The 12854-nt window shown below is 66.0% G+C and carries 11 protein-coding genes; 7 read left to right on the top strand and 4 right to left on the bottom strand.

Features of this window, described 5'->3' with window-relative positions; translation table 11 throughout:
- The first annotated feature begins 69 nt into the window (after positions 1–69).
- Positions 70–408 (top strand): STAS domain-containing protein, encoded by a 339-nt coding sequence (locus ACQP1G_RS18985; RefSeq protein WP_433208637.1) that lies wholly within the window; start codon positions 70–72, stop codon positions 406–408.
- 180 nt (positions 409–588) lie between these two features.
- Here the strand turns inward: ACQP1G_RS18985 and ACQP1G_RS18980 are convergent, their stop codons facing one another.
- Positions 589–1626 carry an LLM class F420-dependent oxidoreductase gene (locus tag ACQP1G_RS18980; RefSeq protein WP_433205961.1) on the bottom strand — a complete coding sequence of 346 codons (1038 nt, stop codon included), beginning with the start codon at positions 1624–1626 and terminating at the stop codon, positions 589–591.
- A gap of 117 nt (positions 1627–1743) precedes the next feature.
- Here ACQP1G_RS18980 and ACQP1G_RS18975 point away from each other — a divergent pair, with 117 nt between their 5' ends.
- The 3 genes from ACQP1G_RS18975 (at position 1744) to ACQP1G_RS18965 (ending at position 5445) form a co-directional block, all read left to right on the top strand.
- On the top strand, positions 1744–2376 hold the full coding sequence (locus ACQP1G_RS18975) for a cyclodeaminase/cyclohydrolase family protein (protein ID WP_433205958.1): 633 nt from the start codon (positions 1744–1746) through the stop codon (positions 2374–2376).
- A gap of 177 nt (positions 2377–2553) precedes the next feature.
- Complete coding sequence (locus ACQP1G_RS18970; RefSeq protein ID WP_433205955.1) at positions 2554–3306, top strand: L,D-transpeptidase; 753 nt, start codon at positions 2554–2556, stop codon at positions 3304–3306.
- Positions 3307–4470: 1164 nt separating this feature from the next.
- Positions 4471–5445, top strand: a complete 975-nt coding sequence (locus ACQP1G_RS18965; protein ID WP_433205952.1) for a hypothetical protein — start codon at positions 4471–4473, stop codon at positions 5443–5445.
- Here ACQP1G_RS18965 and ACQP1G_RS18960 read toward each other — a convergent pair whose 3' ends face one another.
- The gene (locus ACQP1G_RS18960) at positions 5446–6354 is read right to left on the bottom strand and encodes an NADP-dependent oxidoreductase (RefSeq protein ID WP_433205949.1); all 909 of its coding nucleotides are present in this window, start codon (positions 6352–6354) and stop codon (positions 5446–5448) included.
- Between the two features lie 67 nt (positions 6355–6421).
- Between ACQP1G_RS18960 and ACQP1G_RS18955 the strand changes: the two genes are divergently transcribed.
- Positions 6422–6838, top strand: a complete 417-nt coding sequence (locus tag ACQP1G_RS18955; RefSeq protein ID WP_433205946.1) for a winged helix-turn-helix transcriptional regulator — start codon at positions 6422–6424, stop codon at positions 6836–6838.
- Positions 6839–6894: 56 nt separating this feature from the next.
- On the opposite strand, the gene ACQP1G_RS18950 is transcribed toward ACQP1G_RS18955, so the two are convergent.
- A complete protein-coding gene (locus ACQP1G_RS18950) occupies positions 6895–8703 on the bottom strand; it encodes an ABC transporter ATP-binding protein (RefSeq protein ID WP_433205943.1) in 1809 nt (602 codons plus the stop codon).
- A gap of 35 nt (positions 8704–8738) precedes the next feature.
- On the opposite strand from ACQP1G_RS18950, the gene ACQP1G_RS18945 reads away from it, so the two are divergent.
- Both ACQP1G_RS18945 and ACQP1G_RS18940 read left to right on the top strand, forming a co-directional pair.
- Positions 8739–9173, top strand: coding sequence for a MarR family winged helix-turn-helix transcriptional regulator (locus tag ACQP1G_RS18945; protein ID WP_433205940.1), 435 nt, complete (start codon positions 8739–8741; stop codon positions 9171–9173).
- A 223-nt stretch (positions 9174–9396) separates the two neighbouring features.
- Positions 9397–10794: an FAD-binding oxidoreductase gene (locus ACQP1G_RS18940; RefSeq protein ID WP_433205937.1), complete on the top strand. Its 1398-nt coding sequence runs from the start codon at positions 9397–9399 to the stop codon at positions 10792–10794.
- Between the two features lie 260 nt (positions 10795–11054).
- Here ACQP1G_RS18940 and ACQP1G_RS18935 read toward each other — a convergent pair whose 3' ends face one another.
- The gene (locus tag ACQP1G_RS18935; RefSeq protein WP_433205934.1) at positions 11055–12854 is read right to left on the bottom strand and encodes an exonuclease domain-containing protein; all 1800 of its coding nucleotides are present in this window, start codon (positions 12852–12854) and stop codon (positions 11055–11057) included.

Below are 12854 nucleotides of genomic sequence, written 5' to 3'. Positions count from 1 at the left end.
GGCGGGTTCATGGCAGATTGTGATGATGTGACCACCAACTCCGGAGACGCGTATCCCCTCGCGGACACGATGACTACCACGGTCGAGGCACACGATGGCGCGACCGTGCTCACAGTGTCCGGCGAAGTCGATCTGGCGACCGCACCAGCGCTGGAGAACACCATCGAGGCCATCCTCAATGGCAGACCAGCGGTTCTGATCATCGACCTGACCGCGGTCAGCTTCCTCGCCTCGGCGGGGATGGCGACCCTGGTCGCGGCGCATCAGCGGGCCGGAGACGCGACGACGATCGTGATCGTCGCCGACGGTCCGGCCACCAGTCGTCAGCTGAAGATGACGAGTTTGGATCAGGTGTTCGCGCTGCACACCACCCTGGCCGGGGCGCTGGCCGACCTCCGGAAGAGCTGACCGGTTCGCAGCCCAGCCGCTATCCGACCTGCACAACCACCATGGGGCGAGTCTTACGAGCGAAGAGTTCGCGGCTCGTTTCGCGTCCGAGTCGTCGAAGCGCATGCGCCGAAGGCGCGAGTCTCGACGGCTCGGACGCGATAGGGTGCCGCGAACACGCCGTGCCGAAGGCACGGCAAATCAGCACAGTTCGCGCAGTTGCTCGATCAACTCGACCCGCTCGGCCGCGGTCGGGGCCATCGGCAGCACATTCAGCACCGTGACACCCGCCTCGCGGAATGCGGCGACCCGCTCCTTCACGAATCCGGCCGGGCCGACCAGCGAGATATCCCGAACCAGATCGTCCGGGACAACCTTCGCGGCCTCTTCCTTCTTGCCCGCCAGGTACAGCTCCTGGATCCGGTCCGCCTCCGCGCCGTAGCCGTACTTGGTAGCCAGCGTGTGGTAGAAGTTCTTGCCCTTCGCACCCATGCCACCGATGTACAGCGCCAGATGCGGTTTCACGAATTCCAGTAGTGGCGTGACGTTCTCGCCGATGGCCAGCGCGGGACCCGCATACACGTCCAGCTCGCCGAGGATCGGATCGCGTTTGGCCAGACCGGCATCCAGCGATTCGCCCCAGATCTCCTTGGCCTTCTCCGGCAGGTAGAAGATCGGCTGCCAGCCCTCGGCGATCTCCGCGGCCAGCTGCACATTCTTCGGGCCGAGCGCGGCGAGCAGCACCGGAATGCGTTCGCGCACCGGGTGATTGATCAACTTGAGCGGCTTGCCCAGGCCGGTGCCCTTATCGGCGGGCAGCGGGATCTGATAGTACTTGCCCTGGTACTCCAGCCGCTCCCGGCGCCACACCTTGCGGCAGATCTCCACCAGTTCCCTGGTGCGGCCGATGGGCGCGTCGTAGGGTACACCGTGGAAGCCCTCGATCACCTGCGGGCCCGACGCACCGAGGCCGAGCACGTACCGACCATCGGAGACGAAGTCCAGGCCAGCGGCGGTCATCGCGGTCAGGCTGGGCGTACGGGTATAGATCTGCAGAATGCCCGAGGCGAGCTGCAGGCGGGTGGTCTTGGCCGCCAGATACCCGAGCGCGCTCACCGCGTCGAACGAGTAGGCCTCCGGCACGAACACGATGTCGAGTCCGGCCTTTTCGAGGTCGGCCACCTCGGCGGCCGCCTCTTTGAAGCCGCCCGAGTAGTTGATGCTCAATCCGATCCGCATAGCACTCAACATAACCGCAGCTACGCACCGGGCGCGCACCGGCCACCCCGGTGCGGGCGGTAGCGTATTCGCGGTAGTTCTCCACTGTCGTCGCAGGAAAACGAAAGGCCACCCGCCGTGTCGCAGCCCTCCTTCGCTGAGGCCACACTCGCGCAGTACCTGACCGACCTTGCCGCGAAGATGCCCGCACCCGGTGGCGGCGCCGTCGCCGCGCTGCACGCCGCACAGGGCGCCGCGCTGGTAGCGATGGTCGCGCGCTACACCACCCGAACCAAGGACGCCGAGCACCAGCCGGTCGTCGACCGCATCATCGAGGCCGCCGACGCGGCCCGCGAGCGGGCACTCGCCCTGGCCGATGCCGACGCCGCCGCGTTCACCGCCGTCGGCAACGCCTACAAGCTGCCGAAGCAGACCCCGGAGCAGTCCGCCGCGCGGACCGATGCCATAACCGCCGCGTTGATCGAGGCCGCCCGGGTGCCCGCCGCGGTCGTCGACGAGGCCGACGAGGTGCTCTCGCTGGCCGCGGAGTTGCTGCCGATCGGCAATCCGAATGTGGTTACCGATATCGGTGCCGCCGCCGATGCCGCCCGCGCCGCGGCCACCAGCTCGCAGCTCAATATCGAAATCAATGTCGGCTCCCTGAGTGCCGAACAGGGCGATAAGTTCGCGACGGTGCTGATCCGTATCGACGAGATCACCGCCCGCGCGGACGCCCTGCACGCCGACGTATTGCATGTCGTGCGCGGCTGATTCTTAACCGAACGGTCGTACTCGAACCGGGCCGTTTGTCGGACTCGGTGCCGGGTATGCCGCCCCTATAAGGCGAAAGCTGTGGATTCGACGGCCGTTACAGAACCGGTACGTCGAGTTGATCATGAAGTCCTAGAATGGATTTCTGCGTCCCACACCATCGTGAAGGGGTGGACCATGAGGAGCGCACTCAGATATCTCTTCCTCGCGACCGCGGTCGTGGCCTTGGCAGCCTTCGGGTCCGGAGCGGCCATCGCCACCACGATCCTCAGACCCGTGGCCGATGCGGTATCGGCGATTACTCCATCGGCAGGCCAGGAAGTAGGCATCGCGGCTCCGGTGACGATTCGATTCACCGCTCCCGTCGCCAACCGCGAACGGGCCGAACGATCGGTCGATATCCGGGCCACCGCCACACTGCCCGGCACCTTCTCCTGGACCAGCGATCGCGAACTGACTTGGACGCCAACGAGTTTCCTGCCCGCACGGGCTCCGATCACGGTACAGGCCGGTAACGCGCGGACGGAGTTCCGCACCAATGCCGGCGTAGTCGGTGACGCGGATATGTCGGCGCACACCTTTACCGTGAGCATCGGCGGGGCGGTGGCCCGGCAGATGCCCGCATCCATGGGCAAGCCCGGCTGGGAGACGCCGAGCGGCACCTTCCCAGTGCTGGAAAAGTTCCGTTCGGTCGTGTTCGACTCGCGCACCATCGGTATTCCGCTGAGCTCGCCCGAGGGGTACGTCATCAACGGCGAGTACGCCGAACGCCTCACGTGGGGTGGCGTTTTCGTGCACTCCGCGCCGTGGTCGGTGGACTCCCAGGGCTACGCCAATGTCAGCCACGGCTGCATCAACCTGGCCCCCGATGACGCCGCCTGGTATTACGAAACCGTCGGTGTCGGCGACCCGGTGACCGTGCACTGGTGAGCCGCTGACAATCCGTATTTTTCCGCGACACCGGCCCTCAATTTCGCGGACCGCAGCAAACCTGGCAGTATCCTGCCGGGGTTGATACAACTGCGGGACACACGTGACGGTATGACCTGATGAAGGTGGGCCATGGATCGACCGGATATGACCTCGCGGCCGAATACCGGACCGCAACCGAGCATTCCGCCGCAACAACCGCTCGGTGACCCGAGGGCATACCAGGCTCCCAACCGCCCCATCCCGCCCCGCCGAATGCCGATTCCGCAGGTCCCGGCAGAGCAGACGCCGCCGGATCAGCCACAGTTCCACCAAGATCCGAGCCCGCGGCCAGCGGGCCGAGGCCCGAGCGGGCAACCGGCCGATGGGCAGTCGCCGATCCGGCAAGGCTCGATGCGCCCGGCTCCCGCGGACTCTCGCGGCCCGATCCAGCACAACCCCGCCGATCGAACCCCGATGCATACGGGCCCGCTCGGCCGAGTCCCGATCGACCCGGAGCAGACCGGGCCGATCCCCCGTGTTCCGGTCGACCGAGCTCCGACCAACACGGACCCGTTCCGCCGGATTCGGGGCGATCAGTCTCCTGCCGATACCGGTCCGCACCAACAGGTTCCGATCGAGCACGCACCCAACTCCGGACCACTGCAGCGAGTACCACTCGAACAAGCACCCACCAACTCCGGACCACTGCAGCAAGTACCACTCGAACAAGCACCTGCCGACTCCGGACCACTGCGCCAAGTGCCGAACGACCACGCCGCACCACAATCCGGGCCGCTTCGCCGAGTTCCGGACGCCCCGACGCCGATGACAACCGGGCCGTTCCGCCGCATAACCGGCCACCAAGGTCCGGGCCCGCAAACTCCAAATCCGCAGGGCCCCATGCGGACTGCCCCGACTCAGCTGGATCCGATCCAGGAGCCCCCCACCCGCCGAGCCTCGATCCCCCGGATCCCGATGCGCCCGGCGCTCCCGCAGACCAGCACCCCATCCGACCCGAACCAGCACACATCGGCATCGCAGCCCCCGCAGCGCCGCACACCCACTACACAGGCGCACGATCCGATCACACCGGATCTGAACCGGCACCCCGCACAAGATCCGATGCAGCACGCACCCACCGCCCAAAGGCCGGTGCGACACGTTGCGGTGCGACAAAATCCGATGCGGCAGAACCCTATTCGTACCGATGCCAGCAATGGGTTGCCAGCCGAGCAGGATCCGGCCGGGCACGCACCCAACTCACGGGTTCCGAGGCCGCAGCCCTCGATCCAGCGAGATCCCCTGCGCCACAACCCGATCAACGCGGACGCCGCCGATATGAGCCGCAGCCCGAACCGCGACGCATCCTTCTCGCAGACTCCGCAGCGGCACTCGATCGCATTGCCGGATCCGATCCATCACGCGACTGCCTCACAAGATCCGATGCGACAGAACATGACTCGCGCTGGCGCGAGCAATGGAGAACTCGGCCGGCAGGGGCTGGACTATCAGGGAGACTGGTCCGATTGGGTTGATGAGCCTGCGGCGGAGCAGCAGCCGCCCGCGCCGGATTACTTCCGCCACGAGGAGGCACTGGCGGCCATGATCGATCGGTCGGGGCGAAATCGGTCCACCCGGCGGTGGCTGCCCGTGCTGGTCGGCTCGGTGGCCGCGGCAGGGCTACTCGTGGTGGCCTTCGTCCAGCTCGAGCCGAATCCGCAACCGGCGACGGTGGCCTCATCCAGCCCGAGCGATGTCGCGGTCGCCGGACCGGCGCCTGCGCCAGCATGTCCGGCCGAACGGGTCGGCAGTACGATTCAGGGCAATGGGGCGGGCGGTATGGATTCCGGACCGGCCGTCATCTTCGCCTTCCAGTACGCGTATTACGTCACCCGATCCGGTGAGGCGACCCGAGAGTTCGTGGCTCCCAACGCATCCGTCTCCCCCGCCACGACGATCCAGCAGGGCATCGACGGGATTCCGGTCGGCACCACGCACTGCCTCACCGTCACCCCGGGCGCCGCCGTCGGCCAGTACCTGGTGCAGGTGACCGAGCATCGACCGGATTCGACATCGATCACCTACAAACCTCAGGCCGTCACGACTGCCCGCGTCGGCAGCCAGACGCTCATCAGTGGAATCAGCGTAGCCAAATAGTCAGACCGGCGAATTCCACGGCACCAGTACGATTTTTCCGCGAACGCGCCCGGATTCACTCAGGTGGTGCGCTTTGACCACCTCGGCCATCGGCAGCACCTGATCGATCTCGACCCGCAACCGCCCGTCTTCGAACAAGGCGGCCAACTCCCGCAGGTCACTACCGGATGGTGTCACATACAGGCGCTCATACCGCGGGTCATCCTCGGCATCATTGCCTTGCGCATCGATCAGGCGTCCGCCCGTGGCGAGCACCGGCAACGACCGTGACCCGTACTCGCCACCGACGAGATCGAACACCACATCGATATCGCGCACCGCATCCGCGAAATCGATTGTCGTGTAGTCGATCACTTCGTCAGCGCCCAGCTCCCCCAGGAACTCGTGGTTGGCGGCCCGGGCCGTACCGATCACGTGAGCGCCGCGGTTCTTCGCGATCTGCACCGCAAAATGCCCGACACCACCCGACGCCGCATGTACCAGCACGCGTTGCCCGGCAACGACTTCGGCGAGCCCCTGCCAGGCGGTCAGTACCGCGGTCGGCACTGCCGCCGCATGGATGTGGTCGATACTCGCCGGTTTCGGTGCGAGAATATCCGCCTGCGCCACAACATATTCCGCGTAGGCACCGGCACGGCTGAGCACCATGCCGTAAACCTCGTCCCCGACCCGGAACTGTTCGACGCCGGGACCGACCTCGGCCACGATCCCGGACACGTCGAAACCCAGTGTGAACGGCGGATCCCCGAGTTTGCGCACCAGCCCGGACCGCAGCTTCCAGTCCGCCGCATTCATACCGGTCGCCGCGACCCGAACCACCACCTCGCCCGGCCCGGCACTCGGCCGATCGACTTCGACGATTTCCAGGACCTCGGGACCACCGAATGCGTGTTGCGTAATTGCCAGCATGCCAACGATTCTGCGTTTACCTAGTATCCAAAGGAAAGAAGGCACTTCAATGATCCCGAGGTTCCCGATGGATACCATCGTCGACTGGTCCGACTCCGATAACCTGGTCAAGGCCTATTTGGCCAACTGTCCGGCGCGCGAGGTGCTCACCGTGCTCGCGGACAAATGGGTGCTCCTGGTCCTCGGTGTGCTGCGCATGGCGGGCGGTCCGGTGCGCTTCAACGACCTGCGCCGCCGACTCGACGGCATCACCCAGAAGATGCTCACCCGCACGCTCCGCAATCTCGAGCGTGACGGCTTGGTCCGTCGCGCCGTCTACCCCACCGTCCCGCCGCGCGTCGAATACTCGCTGACCGAATTGGGTGCCAGTCTGGGCGAACTGAGCCATGCGATGGGCGTCTGGTCGGTGCGGCACCACAGCGAAATCCTCACCGCCAGAAAAGATTTCGAGATTCGCGCGGCCGCGGAGCCCGAACCCGTCTGAGCCCAACAGCCGCACCCCTCGGTCGCGTCCGGGAGGGGTGCGGATCGGCGGCGGGGTCAGGCGGCCCGGAGCAGGTCACCGCCGGAGGCGAGGGCGGCGTAGCGGCCGTCGGCATCCATGAGTTCGCGGTGGGTGCCGCGTTCGATGATCCGACCGCGGTCGAGGACGACGATCTGATCGGCGTCGCGAATAGTGGAGAGCCGGTGCGCGATGGTGATGGTGGTTCGACCTTCCGACAGTGCGTCGATGGCCGCCTGCACCTCCTGCTCGGTTCGGTTGTCCAACGCACTGGTGGCTTCGTCGAGCACCAGGATCGGCGGGTTGCGCAGGATCACCCGGGCCACCGCCAAACGCTGCTTCTCGCCGCCGGAGAACCGGTATCCGCGCTCACCGACCAGCGTGTCGTAGCCGTCCGGCAGGCTCGCGATGTGATCGTGGATCTGCGCCGCGCGCGCGGCGGCGTGCAACTGCTCGTCTGTCGCATCGGGTTTGGCGAAGCGCAGATTGTCCGCGACCGACGCGTGGAACAGGTAGGTCTCCTGTGACACCACACCGACCGCGGCGGCGAGATCGGCAAAGGACAAGTCCCGCACATCGATTCCGTCGATGTCGACCGATCCCGATGTCACGTCGTAGAGCCGCGCCACCAGATATCCGAGTGTGGTCTTGCCCGAACCCGTCGCACCGACAATGGCCAGACTGGACCCGGCGGGCACGGTGATATCGATGTCCCGCAATACATCCCGGGTGCCCGATCCGTAGCCGAATCCGACGTGATCGAAGCGCACCTCGCCTTCGACTCCCGAATTCGGCACCGGCACCGGCTTTATCGGCTCCTCGATATCGGGCTGCAGATCCAGGTACTCGAAGATCCTGCCGAACAGCGACATCGAACTCTGCACCTCCACACCGGTGTAGAGCAACTGGACCATCGGCCGCAGCAGACTCGTCTGCAATGTCGTGAACGCCACCAGCGTGCCTATCGATACCAGCGGATGTCCCGCCGCGACGGTCGATCCCGCCGCCCAGTAGACGATCGCGGGCATGGCCGCCATGACGATCTGAATTGTGGACTGCCGCCAGCGCCCGGCCATTCCGGACCGGATCTCCAGGTCGACCAGCCCGCGCGACTCCTTCGCGAAGTCGTCGACCAGCGCGGGCGAGCGCCCCATCGTGCGCCCGAGCAGAATGCCGCTCACCGACAGCGACTCCTCCACGATCGCCGACATGCCCGCCAACTGCTGCTGCCGCTGTGCGGTGATCTTCCTGCGCTCGTCACCGACGCGGCGACTGATCCAGACGAAGAACGGCAGCATGACCAGCGATACCGCGGTGAGCCGCCAGTCCAACGCGATCATCGCGATCACCGACGCGATCACCGTGGTGAAGTTCGAGACCAATGAGGTCGCGGTGGAGGTAACCGTCGACTGCATGCCGCCGATATCGTTGGCGATCCGCGATTGCACCTCACCGGTGCGCGTAGTAGTGAAGAACGACAACGGCATTCGCTGCAACTGCGCGTACACCGCGGAACGCAGATCGTGCATGACCTCTTGGCCGACCGCAGTGGAGATATAGGTCTGCAGCACGCCGAAGACGGCGGTCGATGCGGCGACCGCGACCATCCCCGCGGCGAGCGCGGTCAACAGACCGGTGCGGCCGTGCGGGAGGGCGTCGTCGAGGATGCCGCGCAACATGAACGGCGATGCCAGCGCGACCAGGGAAGACAAACCGACGAGCACGGCGACCAGAGCCAGGCGCGCTCGATACGGGCGAAACAGCCGGACGATCCGGCGAAGTTGATGTGGGGGCTGCACAGGCGCCTCCTTCCAGGGAGCTACGTCATCAAACTGAGCATGACTCATAATTGTTCCCAAAACAATGAGCTATGCTCAGCATCATGGACACCGCTCCCGATCACGATCTCCCCGAGCTGTTCCTGCGCACCGCCAAGCGCATCCGCCACAACCAGGCGGCCCGCCTCTCCCCGTTGGGCATCACCCCCGGTCGAGCTCGCGCACTGCGGATAATCGGCCACCACGACGAGCCCCTCCGCATGGCCACATTGGCCGAACATCTCGGCATCGTTCCCCGCTCGGCCACCACCGTCGTCGACGCATTGGAATCCGCCGGGCTGGTCGCCCGCACCCCCGATCCGACCAACCGCCGATCCACTCTGGTGACCCTGACCGATTCCGGCCGAACCACCCTGTCCGATATGGCCGAGGCCCGCCGCCGAGCCGCCGAAGAACTCTTCGCCACGCTCAGCCCCGAGCAGCGCGAAACCCTCCGCGGCCTGCTGGCAGCCCTGGACTCGAACGCTGCGACCAGCTGATCGCGGCGGTCGAGGTCGACCAGCGGGCACCGCGACGTACATCGACACTGATCACCTCAGTAAATACACTGTGATGCACGCCACATGTGAACGTCGAGCATGTGCGCGGTTATTGGTCGCACCGCCAGTGACAGCCGGTGCCGCAGCGAGAGTCGGCGACGCATCATGCGTGACCGGCCCTGTCGAACGAGTGGTCGGGGACCCTGGTGGCTGGAGAATTACCATGACCCAAACCGTGAGCGCCGACCTCATAGCACTGCGAGCCGTGATGCGTGGCCCTGTATTCGGGCCGAACGATGCGGGCTACAACGATGCCCGCGCCGTCTGGAACGGTGATATCGACAGGCGACCCGCGGTGATCGCGCAGTGCCTGTCCGCCGAAGATGTGGCCGCGGCGCTGGCTTTCGCCAGGAATCACGCCCTCGAGGTATCCGTCCGCGGTGGTGGGCACGCCTATAGCGGCACCGCAGTGGGCGACGGCGGGATGATGGTCCACCTCGGCGTGATGAACAGCGTCGTAGTCGATACGCAAACCCGTCGCGCCCGTGTCGGCGGCGGCGCGACGATGGCCGATATGGACACCGCGACCCAGGTGCACGGGCTGGCCGTACCGGGCGGGGTGATCAGTGATACCGGCGTCGGCGGCCTCACCCTCGGTGGCGGCTTCGGTTGGCTGTCTCGCATGCACGGACTGTCCATCGACAACCTCGTCTCGGCACAGGTCGTGCTCGCGGACGGCCGGATCGTGCGCGCGTCCGAAAGCGAGCATCCCGACCTGTTCTGGGCGCTGCGCGGTGGCGGTGGCAACTTCGGAGTCGTCACCGAATTCGAATTCCGCCTGCACCCGATCGGGCCCGAAGTGCACCTCGGACTGTTCTTCTGGGGACTGCAGGACGGCGCCGCTGCGCTGCGGTTGTGCCGCGAGTTCATTCCCGCCCTGCCACACGGGACGGGAGCCTTGGTGATCGTCGGATTGTCCGCACCGCCAGCGCCTTTCGTACCCGAGCAATACCATCTTGTGCCGGGCCACGCCCTCATCGTCGCCGGTTTCGGCGCCGCAGAGGACCATGCGCGCACAGTAGCGCCGATTCGGGAGGCCGTGACGCCGCTGTTCGAATTCGTCACGCCGATCCCCTATGTCGGATTGCAGTCCATGCTCGACGCCTCGGCGCCGTGGGGCATTCACGGTTATGAGAAGGCACTCGATCTCGACGACTTCTCCGACGAGGTGATCGCGATACTGACCGAACAGGCGGGCAACAAGGCATCGCCGATGACGTTCATGCCGATCTTCACGCTCGGTGACGCCTTCTGTGAAGTCGACACGGACGATACGGCGTTCGGCGGCGCGCGCACCCCGCACTATGTATGCAATATCAATGCCGAGGCCCCCGATGCCGACCTGTTGGCAGTCGACCGGGCGTGGGCGCGCACGACGTGGGAAGCATTGCGCCCCTTCTCTTCCAACCAGGGCGGGTATGTGAATTTCATGGTGGACCCGGATCAGGACCGAGTCCGCGCATCCTACGGATCCGCCAAGTACGCAAAACTGGCCGGCATCAAGGCCGAGTACGACCCCGACAACGTCTTCCATCGCAACGCGAACATCAAACCCGCATGACGGCGGATTCCGCACTCGCATAACAGTTTCCGGGCCGAGTCGCGCGTCGGCAGCGGTGCTGAGCGATACCTGATACTTGTCCCACCCCCATCCGCGGCGATTGATCAACCGATCAGCCAACTCGGGTGTGTGAGCGCCCACAGCGCGTCGGCGGCATCACCGGCCCGGGGCGTGGACCGAATCGCTGTGCGAGATGCTTTGCGGTATCGGCCGTTCCGATGGCGCGCTCGCTCTCGATGGTGTGTCCGGCCGCCGAACGTTCAGTCCGCGACATCGACGCCGTAGCCGCGGGCCAGGGTGGCCAGCTCCGTCGGGTAGCCCTGTCCAACGGCGCGCAGTCGCCAGCTCGCACCGCGCAGGTACACCTCGGCCAGCAACAGCGTTCGTTCTTCGGTCGCGGCGTCCAAGGCGGATCGGGCGACGATGCCGCCCTCAATGCCCGGAGATGCCTCGATCTCGATGGCGCCGACATCGCCGAAGGTCACGCCGCTGCCGTCCAATGCTGCGGCCACCACGATCCGACGGCAGTGATCCTGCAGGTCGTCGAGGGCAAGGGTCAGCGATTGCTCGTTCGGTCCGTCTGCGACCAACCGGGCGCCGGCGGATTCGGGCTGGTTGTAGAAGACGAAGTCTTCGTCGCCGACGACCTGTTCGTCACCATCGAGGAGGAAAGCGACGAGGTCCACGTCCCAACTGCCGCTTTGCGCCCACGACGCGCGCAGGTTCCACACGGTGCCGCGCTCGGCGATCGGCAGATCGATCACCTGCCCGCGGGCAAGCATCATCGCCTCGGTCGCCGTCGCGGCCTTCGACGTCGAGACCGGTTCAGTCCGGTCCAACAGCTCCGGACCATGTATCCGCAACCCGAGTTCGGTGGCCTTCGCATATCGACGATCGGTGTGCGCACCGGACAGCGCCAACACATCGGTCACACTCGCGGACATATTCACCGCGACCGACCCGCCGAGCTCCGCGATCCGAGCGCGCACGGCGACCGCCGCATCGTGGGTGCCGCCGAGCACCAAGACACGTAGTCCGGATAGCGGACCGGTCACCCTCGGTGCGGGCTTCGGTACCGGCTTTCTCGGCACCACGGTCTCGGCCACTCCGGCCGCGTCCTTACGCCTTCCTGGCAACACATCTTCCAGCAGCTTCAAGAATCCCGCCTCGCCGACAACCGGTGTACCGCACTCGATGGCCTTGCGCGCCTTCCCTGTTCCGGAATTGGGCGAATTCGTGACCAAAACGCTCGTCCGCCGACTCACCGCCCCGCTCACCTCCAACCCGGCCGCCTCGGCGCGTGCGATCAACGCGACCCTATCGGCCACCGTGTCGCCGGTGATCGCCACCTTCATCCCCTGCACGAGGCGGCCCCCGGTCTCGAGTCGACCGGGATATGTGAACTCGCACGGCACCTTCGGTCCGCTGCGCGACTGCGGCAGACCCCAACTGCTCCGATAGTTCTCCTTCGGCGGGCAAGCCAGCAGTGGCGGTGCGATACCGAGCCCCGCGGCGTCTGCGATCAATGCGCGCAGCACCCCGGCCAGTACTCGGGCATCGTCGAGGGCGTTGTGCGCGTGCGCTTGCTGGACACCGTAGTAGGACGCGAGGGTGCCCAGTTTGTAGTCCGGAGTGGGCGGCGACACCCGGCGAGCCAGGGCTAGTGTGCACAACCGTCGAGCCACCGGAAGTACCGCACCGGCGCGAGTGAATTCGTCGGCCAGGAAGCCGTAGTCGAATTGCGCGTTGTGCGCGACCATGACCCGATCGGTGAGCAGCCCCGAAAGTTGTTCGCGCACATCCTCGAAGGGCGGCCAGCCACGGAGTATGTCTCTGGTCAGCCCGTGAATATGCACCGGTCCCGGATCACACCCTGGATCGACCAGTGTGTGGAACTCGCGGGTGACACTGCCGTCGCCCTCGAGCGTCAACGCCGCAACCGACAGGACCCGATGAGCGCCCGCCCGTAGACCCGATGTCTCTACATCGACGATGGTGAACGACCCGAACCCGGCATCGAACGGTGCGTGATGGCGCCTTGGATTCCCCTGCATGAGCAT

Source organism: Nocardia sp. CA-107356 (genome assembly GCF_050946365.1).
Lineage (GTDB): Bacteria > Actinomycetota > Actinomycetes > Mycobacteriales > Mycobacteriaceae > Nocardia.
This window is presented reverse-complemented; position numbering and strand designations above follow the sequence as displayed.